The 16,437-nt window shown below is 65.4% G+C and carries 17 protein-coding genes; 8 read left to right on the top strand and 9 right to left on the bottom strand.

What is annotated here, in order from left to right:
* Positions 1-85 precede the first annotated feature (85 nt).
* The gene (locus C936_RS0108785; RefSeq protein WP_018174802.1) at positions 86-685 is read left to right on the top strand and encodes a bifunctional 2-polyprenyl-6-hydroxyphenol methylase/3-demethylubiquinol 3-O-methyltransferase UbiG; all 600 of its coding nucleotides are present in this window, start codon (positions 86-88) and stop codon (positions 683-685) included.
* 541 nt (positions 686-1,226) lie between these two features.
* On the opposite strand, the gene C936_RS0108790 is transcribed toward C936_RS0108785, so the two are convergent.
* From C936_RS0108790 to mgtE (C936_RS0108820), 8 genes are all read right to left on the bottom strand, one after another.
* Positions 1,227-2,303 carry a transposase gene (locus tag C936_RS0108790; RefSeq protein WP_018648977.1) on the bottom strand — a complete coding sequence of 359 codons (1,077 nt, stop codon included), beginning with the start codon at positions 2,301-2,303 and terminating at the stop codon, positions 1,227-1,229.
* Positions 2,304-2,452: 149 nt separating this feature from the next.
* Positions 2,453-2,878 carry a type II toxin-antitoxin system VapC family toxin gene (locus tag C936_RS0108795; RefSeq protein ID WP_018648976.1) on the bottom strand — a complete coding sequence of 142 codons (426 nt, stop codon included), beginning with the start codon at positions 2,876-2,878 and terminating at the stop codon, positions 2,453-2,455.
* Positions 2,878-3,120, bottom strand: coding sequence for a type II toxin-antitoxin system Phd/YefM family antitoxin (locus C936_RS0108800; RefSeq protein WP_018648975.1), 243 nt, complete (start codon positions 3,118-3,120; stop codon positions 2,878-2,880). The genes C936_RS0108795 and C936_RS0108800 overlap by 1 nt, the downstream gene beginning before the upstream one ends.
* 175 nt (positions 3,121-3,295) lie before the next feature.
* Positions 3,296-3,601, bottom strand: coding sequence for a BrnA antitoxin family protein (locus tag C936_RS14615; RefSeq protein ID WP_081616851.1), 306 nt, complete (start codon positions 3,599-3,601; stop codon positions 3,296-3,298).
* Positions 3,576-3,854 (bottom strand): BrnT family toxin, encoded by a 279-nt coding sequence (locus C936_RS0108805; RefSeq protein WP_018648974.1) that lies wholly within the window; start codon positions 3,852-3,854, stop codon positions 3,576-3,578. Before C936_RS0108805 ends, C936_RS14615 begins: the two co-directional genes overlap by 26 nt.
* Before the next feature lie 352 nt (positions 3,855-4,206).
* The gene (locus tag C936_RS0108810; RefSeq protein ID WP_018648973.1) at positions 4,207-4,662 is read right to left on the bottom strand and encodes a pilin; all 456 of its coding nucleotides are present in this window, start codon (positions 4,660-4,662) and stop codon (positions 4,207-4,209) included.
* Between the two features lie 536 nt (positions 4,663-5,198).
* Positions 5,199-6,557 (bottom strand): magnesium transporter, encoded by a 1,359-nt coding sequence (mgtE, locus tag C936_RS0108815; RefSeq protein WP_018648972.1) that lies wholly within the window; start codon positions 6,555-6,557, stop codon positions 5,199-5,201.
* Positions 6,558-6,568: 11 nt separating this feature from the next.
* Complete coding sequence (mgtE, locus tag C936_RS0108820) at positions 6,569-7,927, bottom strand: magnesium transporter (protein ID WP_018648971.1); 1,359 nt, start codon at positions 7,925-7,927, stop codon at positions 6,569-6,571.
* Between the two features lie 427 nt (positions 7,928-8,354).
* Between mgtE (C936_RS0108820) and C936_RS0108825 the strand changes: the two genes are divergently transcribed.
* The 4 genes from C936_RS0108825 to C936_RS0108840 all read left to right on the top strand — a co-directional run bounded on the left by C936_RS0108825 (position 8,355) and on the right by C936_RS0108840 (position 13,605).
* A complete protein-coding gene (locus C936_RS0108825; RefSeq protein WP_018648970.1) occupies positions 8,355-9,068 on the top strand; it encodes an ABC transporter ATP-binding protein in 714 nt (237 codons plus the stop codon).
* Positions 9,065-11,605, top strand: a complete 2,541-nt coding sequence (locus tag C936_RS0108830; RefSeq protein ID WP_018648969.1) for an ABC transporter permease — start codon at positions 9,065-9,067, stop codon at positions 11,603-11,605. Before C936_RS0108825 ends, C936_RS0108830 begins: the two co-directional genes overlap by 4 nt.
* Positions 11,606-11,745: 140 nt before the next feature.
* Complete coding sequence (locus tag C936_RS0108835; RefSeq protein WP_018648968.1) at positions 11,746-12,891, top strand: lipocalin-like domain-containing protein; 1,146 nt, start codon at positions 11,746-11,748, stop codon at positions 12,889-12,891.
* 159 nt (positions 12,892-13,050) lie between these two features.
* Positions 13,051-13,605: a transposase gene (locus C936_RS0108840; protein WP_012983059.1), complete on the top strand. Its 555-nt coding sequence runs from the start codon at positions 13,051-13,053 to the stop codon at positions 13,603-13,605.
* 126 nt (positions 13,606-13,731) lie between these two features.
* Here C936_RS0108840 and C936_RS0108845 read toward each other — a convergent pair whose 3' ends face one another.
* Entirely contained in the window at positions 13,732-13,932 is a 201-nt protein-coding gene (locus C936_RS0108845; protein ID WP_012983058.1) for a PA3496 family putative envelope integrity protein, read from the bottom strand.
* A gap of 289 nt (positions 13,933-14,221) precedes the next feature.
* Here C936_RS0108845 and msrP point away from each other — a divergent pair, with 289 nt between their 5' ends.
* The 3 genes from msrP to ribE all read left to right on the top strand — a co-directional run bounded on the left by msrP (position 14,222) and on the right by ribE (position 16,434).
* Positions 14,222-15,193: a protein-methionine-sulfoxide reductase catalytic subunit MsrP gene (msrP, locus tag C936_RS0108850; protein WP_018174811.1), complete on the top strand. Its 972-nt coding sequence runs from the start codon at positions 14,222-14,224 to the stop codon at positions 15,191-15,193.
* A 64-nt stretch (positions 15,194-15,257) separates the two neighbouring features.
* Positions 15,258-15,851: a sulfite oxidase heme-binding subunit YedZ gene (locus tag C936_RS0108855; protein ID WP_018174812.1), complete on the top strand. Its 594-nt coding sequence runs from the start codon at positions 15,258-15,260 to the stop codon at positions 15,849-15,851.
* Between the two features lie 97 nt (positions 15,852-15,948).
* Entirely contained in the window at positions 15,949-16,434 is a 486-nt protein-coding gene (gene ribE, locus C936_RS0108860) for a 6,7-dimethyl-8-ribityllumazine synthase (RefSeq protein WP_018174813.1), read from the top strand.
* Positions 16,435-16,437: the final 3 nt, after the last annotated feature.

Raw genomic sequence — 16,437 nt, forward strand, 5'->3', positions numbered from 1 at the left:
TTAGCTGCGCAGGGCAGGTGCTCGCCCACAAAGTGGGTGTCCTGCACATACTTGAGGGCAAGGAACCAACGGGTGGAGTCGATTGATGTGGGATGAACGGTACGCCACGGATGAGTATGTCTACGGTACTCGGCCGAACGATTTCCTGGCCGAGCAGATCTCGGGGGTTCCGCCTGGGAAAGCTCTTTGCCTGGCCGAAGGTGAGGGACGAAACGCGGTCTTTCTGGCCGAACGTGGGTTCGGTGTGCTGGCGGTGGATAGTTCGTCAGTAGGTCTGGAGAAGGCCGAGCGTCTTGCGACGCAACGTCATGTCGCGATCCGGACGGAAGTCGCGGATCTGACCGACTACAGTATCCAGCCGAACCGTTGGGACCTTGTCGTCTCGATTTTCTGCCATCTGCCGCCCGATACTCGGCGTCGGCTACATCGGGAGGCGGTCGCTGGCTTGAGGCCTGGCGGGCGTTTCATTCTGGAGGGGTATACGCCGGCGCAACTGGCCCTGGGAACCGGGGGACCGCCTACCGAGGCACTTATGATGAATCTGCCAGAGCTGCGTGATGAACTGACCGGCCTTGAGTTCATTCATGCGGTCGAGGTCGAGCGTGACGTGGTTGAAGGTGTTTTTCATACGGGCCGTGGTGCTGTCGTGCAGATTCACGCATGCAAGCCCGCCGAGTCCGGTTGATCCACCGCGGAGGCCTGGGCCTTGGGTTGGGTGCCCCGCAAAGTCCCTGTGCAACTGCTGACGCCCTTTCAGTGACGGTGACTCCGGTTTAGTGTCTATCCACATCTCGGGGGCAACGGCTTCCGGGGCAATGCGCCAGGGACGTCGCTGCCATGTCCGTCGCCGCACTCTCCCCTGATTCTTCAGCAGAGCTAGGCTAAGCGCATTGCCTGGTGTTCAGCCTGCAATCGAAAGATAAAACAATCGTTGCTCTGTTGGAGGAAGTACCGCTCAGTCGGCGCATAGGGCCGTTCGACGAAAAACGGGAAATACATCTAGAAATTGGCAAACGATGTGCTACTTTCAACCGCGAAGGCAGGGATGCCTTCGCTAGAGCCGCCCAGGAACGGAAGCCCGGGTGGCTCTTTCTTTTGGGGCCCACGTGAGCCCCACTAAGGCCTAACTCGCCAACAGTGCCGCGGAACAACGTGGATCGAACCGGCCGCGAGCGGCCCAAACAACCGAAATTCATCCATGCCAAGTCGACGTCCTGCGCTCGGGTTCAAGCAGCAGGGCGGGCGAACAGCGCCCGCGCCATGGAGATTCCTCGGAGGTAGCGGCACTGTCGACGTTCGGCGAGGCTCACCAACTGCTCCGGTGCGCCAATGGCCGAGCCGAACGCGCGCAATAGACGGCTGGATCGCCGGATAAAGGCTTCGGCATCCATGCCCAGCTGGTCGAGCAGGCGAGGGCGGTGCGCGGGAATCGATCCTCGTTTCGTCGGATGTACGCAGCGCCCCAATGTGTCCGTCAGCTCCAGGTAATCCTCGAACGCAAATGGGATCGCCGGTTCGAACTGGCCGCTTGCATCAAACGGCATCAGTGGCGCGCGGGGAAGCGATCGCAGCTCAATTTCGGGGCGTAACGTCCCCGGTGCACTGCATGCCCCGGGACGGTGGGAAATGTTGCTGGGCGCGCACGCCGAATCATCCTCGGCCTCCGGGCGGATACGCCGTTTCAGCGAAGTGTGGTCACACTCGTGCAAGGCTTCGGCCATCCCGGCACGGACCGGATTCAAGTCCACGTAGCTCATGGCCGCCAGCACGGCTGCGTCATCCAGCAGGGCCTGACTCTTGAAGCGCCCCTCCCAGAATCGTCCCTTGACGCCTTCCTCCTCGTTGGCCTGTCGTGCGATGGATTCATTCAGCACACGCATGAACCACGACAGATCTGCCAGCCGGTTCCGATACGTTTGGGCGTACTCCTCGACCCGCCGTAACTGTGCGTGGCACATCGTCTTCCGTCGAGGCGACAGATACTGCCTAACCAGTTCGGGGCCAGAGAACAGGCGCGTCCAGCGCTGCAGTACGGACTCGGTATCCAGCGAGGCTGCGCGTTCAGGGTCCAGTCGTACCACCACATGGTAGTGATTGCTCATGACCGCATAGGCAGCCACATCGATGGTAAAGATCGCGGCCAGCTCCAGGATCCGCGTCTCGATCCATTCGCGGCGATGCTCGAAGTTGTGTCCGGACACGCGATCCTCTCCGCAGAGAAAGGCGCGCCGAACGCAGCGGGAGACGACGTGGTACCAGGGCGTGTCCTCGACGGACACGAGGGATGAGCGGGGTTGGGTCATCGTGGACTCCTTCCATGGAATCAGATGCTTCAGAACTTAGATGCGCTCAGCCGCGATAGCAAGGCCTTTCCCTCACAAAGTGGGTGTCCTTCAGATCTGTCCTTCAGATCTGTACCGATCTGTACCCACCGCTGGTCCAAGAGAAACGGCTACAGCAGCGCCGCCGCGTTCACGCCCAGTGGCTCAGCCGCGGCCACGAGCGTCTTGTCGAGGGAGCAGAGTTCCAGGCCGTGGTTATACGCAATAGCCAGGTGAAGGGCATCGCCCGCACGTAATCCGGACGCATGACCGTCAGCGAAATGAGCAGCCATACGGTAATCCATGGATGAGACCGGTACGGTCGTGAGTGACGCTTCGCGCAGCGCTGCAAAGGCCCCAAGTACGGTCGCCCGTTCCCGGGCGGTCAGGATCTCCATGCGAACCTTCATGGACAAGGCTGCGGAAAATTCCGTGACCACCCAGTCACTGATGCATAGCGAGTCCGCACGCTGTGCGCCCAGCCAGTTCTGCATATCGCCCGTGCGGGGTTCACGGGTAAGTGCCGCTACCAGGATGCTGGTATCCAGATAGCGCATCAGTAGCGAGCATCATCGCGGACACGACGGATGAAGGTCTCATCGGCACTGTTGCACTGGGCGTCCGTGACTGCACGGAGCTCGTTCGGATCGATTGGTTTCCTGGGGGCGGCGGCACTGGAGAGGCGCACCACGGCCTTGCCTCGCTTGGTGATGAGGATGGATTCGCCTGCGGCGGCTCGCTCGGCAAGCTCGCTAAGGTGCGCTTTGGCGTTCGCCAGGCTGATCGTCGATTCCGACATGTTGCACGCTCCTGACCATTTAGTTGGTCATATGATAGCGCGGCCGCCGCCGTACCGGAAATCAGCGTGCACAGGCGTTCGGTCGCGTGCGCAGAGTCGGGCTTGAAGGAAAGTGGGTGTCTCACAGATGTGAGAAAGTGGGTGTCTTCCGGATGGTCACTGCCGCAGCCGAGCACTAACGATTATTAGAAGTCGGGCTATGGTCCTTGAGCCAGTCCTTCAAAGCCGAGTCCATTCGCGTCTGCCAGCCCTTTCCTGTAGCGCGGAATGCTTCCACGACGTCTGGCGACAGACGGATCGTGATGCGCTCTTTAGTCACAGGTAGAGGCGGGCGACCCACGCGTCGCAGGGCTTTCGTTTCGCCTTCGGAAGGTTCCCGGGTCTCTGGATCCGTATCGATTCCGGCCTGAATGGACGATTCCTCGTCGGCGTCATTCAAGACGACGCGCCGACCGCTACGTAGCGTTAGTGATTTCGACATAACGCACAATCTCCCGGTTGTTGGCTTTGCGCAGGCTGATGATCCGCCGCACGGACGATCGATCGGTGAATACGACGCAATACAAGCGTTCGCCCATCAAGGCGTACCCGAGCATTCGACGTTCGCCGTAGCTTTTCCGTCGGTCTTCCATGGCCAGGAGAGTATCCCATTCGAGCCCGAGGGCATCGCCGAGTGAGACCCCGTGTTTCGCCAGGTTCGCAGCGTCCTTGTCTGCGTCAAACTCGATCTCCATGGAATTACTGTATGCACAATAACTGGTGAATGCAATTGGCGGGCTGGATCAGCCGCGGACCCTCGGCCAATCCCGGTCGTCTGGCAAGCCATAACACGCCACGGCGAAAACAACGGCGGAAGGCTAGTGGCCCTGCCGGGGAAGGAGCGGAGTGGGAATGCGGACCTGGCGCTAGTTAGGTGTGTCGCTGGTGTCGGCGAATCGGGCTTATGACAACTGGGAGGAAAGTGGGTGTCCCACAGATGTACGTGCTTGCGCTGGTTAGTTGCGGTCCCGGAAATGAAAAAGCCCCGGCGCAAGGCCGGGGCTCTAGTACTAATTGGGTGTCCTTACCCTTTGCTTCTAATCCTAATCAGTCCTGACAGCTTGACGGCAGGTACTTGCTATCAATATCTCCGTCTCCAGGCTCACAAATCCAGCCGGTCACGCGGGTGATACTACCGTCTTCTTCAGTGAACTCCGGACGGAACTGCCAAGAGGTGTCACGAATCGCGCCTGAACCAGCATCGTCTCGCATGTTGATGGTAATGACTCCATCTTCGCCGACGGTAATGGTGTCGACATACTGGCCGATCGGGCCGTCGTCAGCATCGAACCGGTCATCATCCGGCCACTCGCCACGGGTCATTGCGTACTCGGCTACGGCAGTTCTTTGGTCGCCTGACAGCGTCAATCCCTCAGACACCTGAGCCCGCGCCGTATAATCCTGATAAGCCGGCAGCGCAATCGCCGCCAAAATCCCAATGATCGCCACAACGATCATCAGCTCGATAAGCGTAAAACCCTGTTGGGTGGTTTTCTTCTGCATCTTGTTACTCCCTGGTGTGTGACGGAAGACGGAGCGCCGCCCAGCGGCATCCGTCCTAGCCGATGCAAGGCGGGTGCCAACTCGTCCGATTTCGCGAAAAGCCCTGTAGTCAGGCGGGTTTGGCTCGCCTGATGCTCCGAGTATGACGGCTTTGGTCACTTTGTAACAGGGCGCATGTGACCATTTTTGTCATGTGAACTGACGCACATTGTCAGTGTTGGGGGTTGCGGTGTGTTGTGGCGGGCGGATAGGCCCTGAGCTTCGGCTGGGGGCGGAGATCCCGGCTCTTCGCTTCGCTGCGGACGGGATGACTGGGGCCGGGGTTCCGTTCGGAGATGGCCACGGCCCCTGCGGGGCCTCGCCATGAGGGGGCGGGGAGCGTGGTGCTGTCCTCGGGACTGCAAACCGATTCGTAGGGTGCGTTGAGCCGGGCGAAACGCACCATCACCACGTCGGGGTTAACCCTGATGCGATTCGCTGCGCTCATCGCATCCTACGGGGGCGGTGGTGGGGTGTCGTGCCTTCGGTTGCTGGGGTCAGAGGCCGAGGACGGCGACGGCGACGCCGAAGTAGATGAGGATGCCGACGATGTCGATTACGGAGGTGATTAGCGGGGCGCTGGCCACGGCCGGGTCGATGCCGAAGCGGGTCAGGGCGAACGGCAGGAGCATGCCGAACAGCGAGCCGAAGACGATCACGAAGAACATGCCCAGGGCGATCGCGTTGGCGACCTCGACGGTGCCCAGCCAGTTACCGGAGACCCAGATGGCCGCGGCGAGGGTGACGCCTAGCGCGGTGGCGACCAGCACTTCCTTGCCGCCGAGGCGCCACCAGTCGCGTAGCTGTATGTCGTTCACCGCGAGTGATCGCACGACCAGTGTGGCGGCCTGGGCCCCGGCGTTGCCGCCGGAGGCGATGACCATGGGCAGGAAGAAGACCAGCGCGACCACGGCCTCGATCGCGGCCTCGTAGTAGCCGATGGCGATGCCGGCGAAGATATTGACCGCGACCAGGATCAGCAGCCAGCCGATGCGCTTGCGGTACAGCAGGCTCATGCTGGCGTCGCGCAGGGAGAGCACCATGTCGCCGACCGCCGCCATGCGGTGGAAGTCCTCGGTGGTCTCCGCGCGCAGCACGTCCATCACGTCGTCGACGGTGATGATGCCGAGCAGGTGGCCGTTGTCGTCGACCACGGGGAGGACGTCCAGGTCGTAATGACCGATGCGGTGGGCGGCCTCTTCGCGATCTTCCTCGGCCGCGATGCTGACGACATCGGTATGCATGCGCTCGCGCACGCTGGTGGTGGGGCGCGACAGCAGCAGTTCCTTCAGGCGCACCCAGCCCAGCAGTTCGCCCTCCGGCGTGGTCACGAAGATGGTGTTGAGGGTCTCCGCCAGTTCGTGGTGTTCGCGCAGGTGGTCCATTGCCTCGCCCACGGACCAGTCCGGCTGCACGGTGGCGTACTCGGGCGTCATCAGGCGCCCGGCGCTTTCTTCCGGGAAGCCGAGCAGAGTCTCCAGCGCCTCCTGGTCGTCGTCCGGCATGGTCTCGAGCAGGGATTCGGCGTGGTCGTCGTGCAGGCCTTCCAGGACCGAGGCGGCATCGTCGTAGGACAGCGCTGACATCAGCCGGCTGGCATGGTCTTCGTCGAGCGCGTGCAGCACGCGCGTCTGGTGGTCGGGCTCCAGGTGCGCGTAGACATCGGCGGTGCAGGACACGTCGAGACGCCGGAAGAAGTCCAGCATGCGGTCTTCCGGCAGGGCCTCCAGCGCGTCCGACAGGTCGGCGCCTGCATGGGCGTCGCAAAGCCCCTGGAGCGAATCCTCCGTGGGCTGGTCCAGCGCGGTCTTGAGCGTCTGCGGCAGGGTCTGGATGTCGTCGTCGGTCGGGCTCATCGGTCAGTCCCCTACGGAGTCGCCAGGCCGAGCATTGCCACGGCCAGGGAGAAATAGATCATGATGCCGCCCAGGTCGGCGATCGCGGTGATCAGCGGGACGCTGGCGGTGGCCGGGTCCAGCTTCAGGCGGCTGAGGATGAACGGCAGCAGCATGCCCACCATGCTGGCGAACGCGACGATCAGCGTCATCGCGATCGCGACCAGCAGGGCGATGTCGGCCCCGCCGCGCCACAGGCCGAGTACGGATACGGCCAGACCCATGGTCACGCCGATCCCGACGGCCACGCCGAGCTCCTTGCCCCACAACCGCAGCCAGTCCTTGGACGTGACCTCGCCGGTGGCCAGGGCGCGCACCATCAGCGTGGCGCTCTGGGCACCCGCGTTGCCGCCGGAGTCGATAATCAGCGGCAGGAAGAAGACCAGTACCACCAGCGCCTCAATGGCCTCTTCGTACTGCGAGATCATCAGCGCGCCGATGGTGTTGAACGCGACCAGACCGATCAGCCAGCCCACGCGCTTGCGGTACAAAAGGAACGGGCTCGCATCCTGTGGCGAGAGCGGGAGGGTCCCGACCGCCCCGATCTTGTGGAAGTCCTCGGTGGATTCCGCCTCCAGCACGTCCATCACGTCGTCGACCGTGATCACCCCCAGTAGCTCGCCATTCTCCCCGACCACTGGGAGGGTCTCGAGGTCGTAGTGCTGGATCTTGCGGGCGGCCTCCACGGCCGACTCGGATACCCCGATGGTGATCGGGTCGGATTCGCCCAGCAGTTCGCGCACCGGGCTGTCCGCCGAGGCGCGCAGGAAGTGCCGGATCGGCACGGCGGCGAGCAGCACGCGGTCCTGATCGACCACGAAGATCACGTTGTTCGAGTGTTCGTCCGCGTTGCGACGGATGAAGGCCAGTGCGCGCTTGAGCGTCCAGTCGGGATCCACCGCGACGACGTCCGGGGACATCACGCGACCGGTAGAGTCCTCCGGGTAGTTGAGCTGCTTGAGGGCGCGGCGGATGGCGCGAAACGGCAGCAACCGCAGGTAGCTGCGCAGAGTCTCCGGATCCAGGGTCTGGAGCAGGCCGGTGAGGTCGTCGGCCTCCATCTCGGAGAGGATGAAGCGGGCGTCGTCCTTCGGCGAGGCCTCGAGCAGCCGGATCTGGTGCGGGGTGTCGAGGTAGGAAAAGACATCCGCCTTGCGCCCGGGCTCCAGCAGGTTGAACACCGCGCACAGGTCGTCGTCGTTCAGCTCCATCAGCGCATGCGCGATGTCCTGCACACGCGTGTAGTCGAGCAGTTCCTGGATGCCGTCGCGGTCGTCCAGACGCAGCAGCTCCTTCAGCTCGATGATGGATTGTTCCAGATGCAAATCCATGCCCTACTCCCGGCTGTCATCCGCGGGCCAGGGGGCTGAATACACAGCCTCACAAGGCGCCGCACGGATGCGGTGTCTTGGTCCGGTCGGGATCGGGCTGGGGCCCGGCCGCTCCCGGCACTCTAGTACTTAGAGGCCCAGCGGGAAGCGTCCGGTTCGGGAAGGAGGCGCTTACCGCGAGGCGCAGATAGATCGGCTGCGTGATCGACTGCGTGATCGACGTGTCAAGGCGCGTTCCCGTGTATGGAGATACCGGTATTCTAACGGATGTCAGGCCGCAATCAACCGCTTGGGGGCTGTTTTGAAACATTCCTCTCCTGTCAGGGGTCTGTCTCGACAGGATGCGGGTTGCACGTTGCAGCGATGTGAATGGGTACATGGAACAGCCGTTCCGACACGATTCGACCGGCCAGGCAGGAGCCATCCGATGACAGAACGAAACGATCCCGGGGCAAGGGTGCTGGCGATGCATGGCATGGCCTTCGGTTATCCCGGCGAGGGGCGCGTGCTGCATGACGTGGACTTGGCGCTGGCACCCGGCGAGCGCGTGGCGATCGTCGGCGAGAGCGGCTCCGGCAAGTCGACATTGCTGCATCTGGCGGCCGGGCTGGAGCCCGCCGACGCGGGTACGGTGGCACTGGCCGGCCAGGCCCTGGGAGGGTTGGACGAGGCAGCGCGTACGCGGCTGCGCCGCGCGCAAGTCGGGATCGTGTTCCAGTCGTTTCATCTGATTCCGACGCTCACGGCGCTGGAGAACGTGATGCTGCCGCTGGAGCTGGCGACGGATCTGGATGCCACGCAGCGCCGTGAACGGGCTGCGGAGCAACTGGCGGCCGTGGGCCTGGGGGACAAGGGCGGGCGCGAGCCGGAGCAGCTCTCCGGGGGGGAGCAGCAGCGCGTGGCGATCGCGCGGGCGCTGGTACACCGGCCGGCGCTGATCCTGGCCGACGAGCCGACCGGCAACCTCGACTCGCGCACTGGCGAGGCGGTGTTTGGCCTGTTGCTGGAGCAGGTGCGCGCGACCGGCTGTGCCCTGTTGCTGGTTACGCATAGCGACGATCTGGCCGGGCGTCTGGACCGCGTGCTGCGCATGCAGGACGGTCACTTGCAGTATCGCGCCGCGGAGACCCCGGCGACGTGAGCTCACTGCTGGTAAAGGCCTGGCTGCGCGACTGGCGCAGGCGCCCCCTGCAGCGGCTGCTGACGCTGGTGGGGGTGGTGATCGCCGTGGCCGTGGTGCTGGCGGTGGATCTGGCCAATCAGTCGGCGCAGCGCGCGTTCGACCGCTCGATGGACGAGGTGGCGGGAACGGCGACCCACCAAGTCCTGGGGCCGGCCCGGGGTTTCGACGAGGTACATTACCGGGATCTGCGCCTGGCCGGCTGGCGCGATAGCGCGCCGATCGTGGAGGGGCCCGCGCGGCTGCCGGACGGGCGCACGATCTATGTGCTGGGGGTCGATCCGCTGGCCGAGGGGCCGTTCCGCGGGGCGGCCTCGGATATCGGGGATGCCCCGGTGCAGCGGCTCGTTACCGAGCCGGGCACGCTCCTGCCGCCGACTGGCTGGTGGGCGGGTTCAGGGATGGCGCATGAGGACCGCCTTGCGCTCGAGACTGCTGCCGGGCGCTTCGAGGTCACGCTGCTGGACCGCGCGGCGGAGCGTGACGAGCCGGCATCCGACCCGGCAGAGGAGGGCGGTTCGCTGTGGGTCACGGACATTGCGACCGCGCAGACGCTGCTCGGCCGGCCGGGGCGGCTCGATCGCATCGACGTTCGCCTCGATGATGCCGATATAGCCGCCTTCACAGAGCGGTTGCCGGATGGCCTGGAACTGGTGCCGGTCGCCGCGCGCGACCAGGCCTCGCGCGAGCTGGCGCAGGCCTTTCGCATCAACCTGACGGCGATGAGCCTGCTGGCGCTCTTGATCGCGGCCTTCCTGATCTACAACACGCAGACCTTCGCGGTACTGCGCAGACAGGAGGTGCTGGCAAGCCTGCGTCTGGTGGGGGCCGGTCGGCGGGCGCTGTTCGGCGTGGTGATGCTGGAGGCCCTGCTGGTCGGGGTGATCGGAACGCTGCTGGGTGTGCTGATCGGGATGGGCCTGGCGCAGGTGCTGGTCGGCCAGGTCGCGCAGACGGTGACGGATCATTTCTTTGTGGTGGCGGTAACGGAGGTGACGCCGCGCCCGCTGGCGCTGCTGGCGGTGATCGCGCTGGGGGTAGGGCTGTCGCTGCTGGCGGCGCTGGCCCCGGCCTGGGAGGCGGCGCGGGCGGCCAGCCCCGGCAGCCTTGGGCGCGGGCGGCTGGAACGCCGGGCGCGCCGGGGCCTGCGCGGGCTGGCCGTGGCGGCGGTCGTGCTGCTCGCGGCGGGTGGCGTGATGCTGCTGCTCGGGACCGGGGGGCTGGTAGGCAGCTTCGTCGCGCTGTTTCTGCTGATTACCGGCTTTGTGCTGCTGCTCCCGCTGGTGCTGGCCGGGGTGCTGCGTGGTCTGGCGCGGCTCGGTCGCGGGCGGACGCTCCCGCGTATCGGGGTGCGCAGCCTGGAGCGGAGTCTGTCGCGCAGCGCGCCGGCCACCTCGGCGCTGACGCTGGCCCTGGCGGCCGCGATCAGCGTGTCGGTAATGGTCGGGAGCTTCCGCGACAGCGTGGAGCAGTGGCTGGGGCAGGCGCTGACCTCGGATGTGTACGTGGTGCCGGTGGCGCCGGCAGCGGCTCGCAGCGGTGCGCGCCTGCCCGCGGACTGGGGGGAGACGCTCGCCCGCATCGCCGAGGCGGAGTCGGTCAGCACCGGTTCCAGCCAGGACACGCCGAGTGCTGTCGGGATGATCGATCTCTACGTGGTCGAGCCGCATCCGGTCTGGCTGGACTACCTGCCGCTGCTGCGGGCCGAGGCCACGGGCGAGGCACTCGACCGGCGCCTGCGCGAGACCGATGCGGTGCTGGTCACCGAGCCCTTTGCGGCGCATCACGACGTGGGTGTGGGCGACCGGCTGGAGATCCGCGTGGACGACGGACGGCGGATGTTCCAGGTGGCGGGCGTGTATCGCGACTACGGCAGTCCGCAGGGCACCGTGCTGATGCTGGGTGAGCGGTTCTACGCGGGCACGGCCGGCGCCGAGGAGGTGGGGTCGTTTGGGCTGCGTCTGCCCGACGGCGCGGATGCCGACGCGGTGATCGAGCGCCTGGAGGCCTGGCTGGCCGAGCGCGAGACGGCGGCCATGGTCACGCGCCCTGGCGACATCGAGCAGGAGTCGATGGCGATCTTCGACCGTACCTTTGCGATCACGCATCTGCTGCGGGTGATCACGCTGCTGGTCGCGTTCATCGCGATCCTCGGGGCGCTGATGGCCCTGCAGATGGAACGCGCGCGTGAATTCGCCACGCTGCGCAGCCTTGGCCTTCTGCCCGGCGGGGTGCGCGGACTGGTGGTGTTTCAGGGCGCGGTGCTGGGCGCCTTCGCAGCGCTGGCCGCGATCCCGTTGGGGCTGGGCATGGGCTGGCTACTGATCGAGGTGATCAACCGCGAGGCCTTCGGCTGGGGCATGGACCTGCGCTGGGCAGGCCGCGAGATTGCCGAGACCGTCGCCCTGGGCGTGGGGGCCGCGCTGCTGGCGGCGCTGATCCCGGCCTGGCGCATGGCACGCATGCGGCTGGTGCCCGCTTTGCGGGAGGTGCCGTGATGACCTGGTTGAAGGCTGTGGAAGCGGGCATTGTGGGAGCGGGCTTGCCCGCGAAGCCCCTGCCTGCGTCAGGCCCTGGCAAGGTCCTTTCGCGGGCAAGCCCGCTCCCACAGGCACTCTTATGCCAGGTCCTGCGCCTGTTGGTGCTGGTTGGGCTCGTGGTATTGCTGGCGGCCTGTGGCGGGTCGGAGCCGCCGGATGCGCGCGAGGCCGAGGTGTCGGGGCTGCGGGTGGGCGAGGCCCTGGGCGGGGAGGAGACGGAGGGGTTCCGGCGTGCGGATGCGCCGCGGGTGTTCGAGTTTCCGCGTGATCACGGGCCGCACCCGGGGTTTCGTAACGAGTGGTGGTATGTGACCGGCAATCTCGACGGGCCGGAGGGCGAGCGGCTGGGCTTTCACATCACCTTCTTCCGCGTCGGGCTGGCGCCGGAGCTGGCGGGGGACGCCAACTGGCACGATTCGGCGTGGGCCAGCCCGGATATCTGGATGGCGCATACGGCGGTGGTCGACCGCGAGGCCGGGTACCACGCCTCCGAGGAGCGCTTCGTGCGCGACGGGGCGGGGCTGGCCGGGGCAACGGAGCCGGTCGGCCGGGTCTGGGCCGAGGACTGGCAGCTGGCGGATCTGGACCGGGACCGCTGGACGCTGGACTTCAGCGTGGACGACTACCGGCTGGCGCTGGAACTGGAGCCCCTGCGCGGCCCGGTGCTCCAGGGCGAGGCGGGGCTCAGCCAGAAGGGTCCGGAGCCTGGCAATGCCTCCTATTACTACTCCATGCCCCGCCTCAAAGTGAGCGGTGAGGTCGAGCGGGCGGAGCGCGGGCCCCTGGCGGTCACCGGTCAGGCCTGGATGGACCGCGAGTGGAGCACCAGTGCGCTGTCCGAGGATCAGGTGGGCTGGGACTGGTTCGCGCTGCAGTTCGACGACGGGCTGGACGTCATGTACTACCAGCTGCGCAAGGAAGACGGCGAGCCGCACCCGCTGTCCAAGGGCCGCTGGATGCCGGCGGATGCCGACGACCGATTGCTGGAACCCGACCAGGTCGAACTGGAGCCCCGGCGCTGGGCCACGCAGCCCTCCGGCAACCGCTACCCAGTGGAATGGGCGATGCGCATCGCGCCGCCGGACGGCTCGGCCCCGCGCAAGTTCACCGTGCGTGCGATCCGCGACGACCAGGAGATGGATACCGTAATCCGCTACTGGGAAGGCGCGGTGGACATCCTGGATAGCGAAGGGCAACCCGTTGGGCGCGGCTTCGTGGAGCTGACCGGCTACGACGACGAGTAGGCCGGGGGGCTTGGGCGGCACATCCTGCGTTGATGCGTTTCGCGGGGCTCAACGCATCCTACGAAGGGGAGGGGATAGCTGTAGGATGTGATGAGCGAAGCGAATCGCATCATTCCGCAACAACGTTGAAGACCATGAACCCAGGGAAGGGGGCTATGGATGACGGACTATCGCCGCGTATACGTGCCCGGCGGCACGTATTTTTTTACCGTGAACGCCGCCTGGCGTCGCAACACCACCCTGCTGACCGATCATATTGATGCCCTGAGGGACGCATTTCGCGAGGTACGGCGACGGCACCCGTTCGTCATAGACGCAATGGTGGTGCTGCCCGAGCACCTGCACTGCATCTGGCGGTTGCCGGAGGGCGATACCGATTTCAGTCGGAGATGGCGACTGATCAAGGCACGCTTTTCGCGTTCGATTGCGCCGATCGAAACCCGAACATACAGCCGGGCTCAGCGAGGCGAGCGCGGCATCTGGCAGCGCCGGTTCTGGGAACGTTGCATACGTGACGAGCGGGATTGGGCGCGGCACGTCGATTACATCCATTACAACCCGGTCAAGCACGGCTGGGTTCGGGCCGTGGCGGATTGGCCATATTCCAGCTTCCACCGGTTCGTGCGGGCCGGGGTGTATCCGGCGGACTGGGGCGGGGTGCCCGAGATGGAGGATTGGCCTTTGGGGGAGAGGGATTGGAGATTCAGGGATTGATGCGATTCGCTTTGCTCATCGCATCCTACGAGGCTACCCCTGCCGCCCCTCGTAGGATGCGTTGAGCCCCGCGAAACGCATCGTTGAGAAACGCAGGGTGGCCCATATGGGCCACCCTTCTTTTGGCTACCAGTCCAGTGGGTCGCTGGCGTGGTCGAGGTCGAAGTCGTCCTGCAGGTGGGCGCGCAGGGCGCGTTCTTCCATCATGCGTTCGAGGGCACGGCGGGCGGCGTGTTTGCTCGGGCCGCGGTCGTTGACGAGCGGGTTCTCGAACAGGCCGGTGAGGTCTTCGGTGCTGTCGAAACCGGTATCGAGATTGAGGTCCATGCGGGGTCTCCAGGTATGCCGGCCGGGCCACCCCGGTACTGCGGCATCAGGAAAGCCTTATATAGCGGCGGCGGCCGCGCGCAAGCAGAAAATTCTTATGCCTTGTCGCGTTTCCTTATTGTCCACAGTCGGAGCATGACAGCGGCAAAAGTGCCAGGGTTTTCGAACTTGGCGACGGGTTACCGGTCCATCCCGAAGGAGACACTTGGACAGGCACCTGCGGTGCCGCCCTGCAGGGAATGGGCTGGCGGTCCGGTTGGTCCCGAATGGTCGAGATGCGAGGTTGTTCATGCTGATTCGTACGCGGCGGCGTTCCGATCCCGCCCGCAGCGAAATTACCCCGAAGGCAATCTACCAGCGACGGCGGGAATTCCTGCGCGCGGGTGTTGGGCTGGGTGCCGGTCTGGCCCTGGGCGGGCTGGGCATGGCGGTCCCGGCGACGGCTGCTTTGCGCGGCTTTGAGCTCGACTTCGAGCCCAGTGATTACTCCACCGACGAGTCGAAGACGCCGTACGAGGAGATCACCAGCTACAACAACTTCTTCGAGATGGGGCCGGGCAAGGGCGATCCCAAGACCTATGCCGACCAGCTGAAGACGGATCCCTGGACCATCAAGGTGGACGGGCTGTGCGACAATCCGGGTGAGTACGCGGTGGAGGACTTCATCAGTCCCTGGTCGCTGGAGGAGCGGATCTACCGCATGCGCTGCGTCGAGGGCTGGTCGATGGTGATCCCGTGGATCGGCTTCGAGCTGAACCGCATCATCGACAAGGCCGAGCCCCGGGGCGATGCCCGCTATGTGGCCTTCGAGAGTATCTACGACCCGGACAACCTGCGCGGCCAGCGCCGACGCCGCGGCAGTGGCGGGCTGCAGTGGCCCTATACCGAGGGCCTGCGCATGGACGAGGCGATGCACCCGCTGACGATCCTCGCCGTAGGGCTGTACGACGAGGTGCTGCCGAACCAGAACGGGGCGCCGATCCGTCTGGTCGTGCCCTGGAAGTATGGTTTCAAGAGCATCAAGTCCATCAAACACATCCGCTTCGTCGAGGACGAGCCGCCGACCCTGTGGAATCAGGCGCAGCCCGATGAATACGGCTTCTACAGCAATGTGAACCCGGACGTGGATCACCCGCGCTGGTCGCAGCGCACCGAGCGGCGCATTGGCGAGTTTCGCCGTCGGCGCACGGAGATGTTCAACGGGTATGGGGATGAAGTCGCCTCGATGTACGAGGGGATGGACCTGACCGAGTATTTCTGACGGGTTCGGCGTGGCGACGACTCAACGCCGCAGAGGGCAGCCCCCGCGAGGCGTCTGGACGGGCGTGCTGCTGCTCTCGCTCGTGCCCGCGGTCTGGATTGGCCTGCGCGCGCTCGGATGGTTCGGCGGGCTGGGAGCGAACCCCATCGAGAAGCTGCTGGAGCTCTCCGGCACCCACGCGATGATCGCGCTGCTGATCGCGCTGGCCGTGACCCCGCTGCGGCAGATGACGGGGCTGGCCTGGATTACCCGGTTGCGCCGGATGCTGGGGCTGGTGGCGTTCGGCTACGTAACCGCGCATGCCCTGACCTGGCTGGGGCTGGACCTGTTCTTCGACTGGGAGCTGGTGCTCTACGACCTGACCGAGCGGCCGTTCGTGATGGTCGGCTTTGCCGCCTGGGTGATCCTGCTCGCCCTGGCGGTAACCTCCACCGACGGGGCACAGCGCTGGCTCCGCAAGAAATGGGTCTGGCTGCACCGCGGGGTGTACGTGGCCGGGGTGCTGGCGATCCTGCATTTTCTCTGGCTGGCGCGGGCGGACTATGGCGAGGTCGCGCTGTACGCCGCGATCCTGGCCTTCCTGCTCGGCTGGCGGGCGGTCCATTCCTGGATCTCGGCGCGAAGGGTGCGGGCACGCAGGGCCGCCACCGCTTCCTGAGGCCCCGTCCATAAGCGTCTCCCTGGGCGCGCCGCGATGCTACACTACGCAGGATTTGCGGGCCGCGTGTCCGCCCCATTCCGACCGGAACCACATCATGCACGAGATCGAGACCCTGGAAGGCGAGTTCACGGATGCCGCCAACCATCGCTACGGCCTGCTGCTGGCGCGCTTCAACAGCCTGATCGTCGAGCGCCTGCTGGAAGGCGCGGTCGACACCCTGAAGCGCCACGGCGTGGTCGAGAAGAACCTGACCATCGCGCGCGTGCCCGGCGCCTACGAACTGCCGCTGGCGGCGCAGGCGATGGCGCGTTCCGGCCGTTATGACGCGGTGATCGCGCTGGGCTGCGTGATCCGGGGCTCGACCCCGCATTTTGACTATGTCGCGGGCGAGGCCGCCAAGGGCCTGGCCCAGGTGCAGATGGCCGAGGACCTGCCGATCAGCTTTGGCGTGCTGACGACCGACTCCATCGAGCAGGCCATCGAACGCGCCGGCACCAAGGCCGGCAACAAGGGCGCGGATGCCGCAATGGGCGCGATCGAGATGGTCAGCCTGATGCGCAAGCTGCGCGCCGACTCCTGAACG

This window comes from Thioalkalivibrio sp. ALJ4 (assembly GCF_000377225.1).
GTDB lineage: Bacteria > Pseudomonadota > Gammaproteobacteria > Ectothiorhodospirales > Ectothiorhodospiraceae > Thioalkalivibrio.

Coding starts and splice junctions, on each gene's coding strand:
- C936_RS0108795 (WP_018648976.1), bottom strand. CDS start 2,878: ATGCGCTATCTGGATACCAGCATCCTGGTAGCGGCACTTACCCGTGAA.
- C936_RS0108845 (WP_012983058.1), bottom strand. CDS start 13,932: ATGGACCTCAATCTCGATACCGGTTTCGACAGCACCGAAGACCTCACC.
- C936_RS0108840 (WP_012983059.1), top strand. CDS start 13,051: ATGACGGACTATCGCCGCGTATACGTGCCCGGCGGCACGTATTTTTTT.
- C936_RS0108785 (WP_018174802.1), top strand. CDS start 86: ATGTGGGATGAACGGTACGCCACGGATGAGTATGTCTACGGTACTCGG.
- C936_RS14615 (WP_081616851.1), bottom strand. CDS start 3,601: ATGTCGAAATCACTAACGCTACGTAGCGGTCGGCGCGTCGTCTTGAAT.
- mgtE (WP_018648971.1), bottom strand. CDS start 7,927: ATGGATTTGCATCTGGAACAATCCATCATCGAGCTGAAGGAGCTGCTG.
- C936_RS0108810 (WP_018648973.1), bottom strand. CDS start 4,662: ATGCAGAAGAAAACCACCCAACAGGGTTTTACGCTTATCGAGCTGATG.
- mgtE (WP_018648972.1), bottom strand. CDS start 6,557: ATGAGCCCGACCGACGACGACATCCAGACCCTGCCGCAGACGCTCAAG.
- C936_RS0108805 (WP_018648974.1), bottom strand. CDS start 3,854: ATGGAGATCGAGTTTGACGCAGACAAGGACGCTGCGAACCTGGCGAAA.
- msrP (WP_018174811.1), top strand. CDS start 14,222: ATGCTGATTCGTACGCGGCGGCGTTCCGATCCCGCCCGCAGCGAAATT.
- C936_RS0108790 (WP_018648977.1), bottom strand. CDS start 2,303: ATGACCCAACCCCGCTCATCCCTCGTGTCCGTCGAGGACACGCCCTGG.
- C936_RS0108825 (WP_018648970.1), top strand. CDS start 8,355: ATGACAGAACGAAACGATCCCGGGGCAAGGGTGCTGGCGATGCATGGC.
- ribE (WP_018174813.1), top strand. CDS start 15,949: ATGCACGAGATCGAGACCCTGGAAGGCGAGTTCACGGATGCCGCCAAC.
- C936_RS0108800 (WP_018648975.1), bottom strand. CDS start 3,120: ATGTCGGAATCGACGATCAGCCTGGCGAACGCCAAAGCGCACCTTAGC.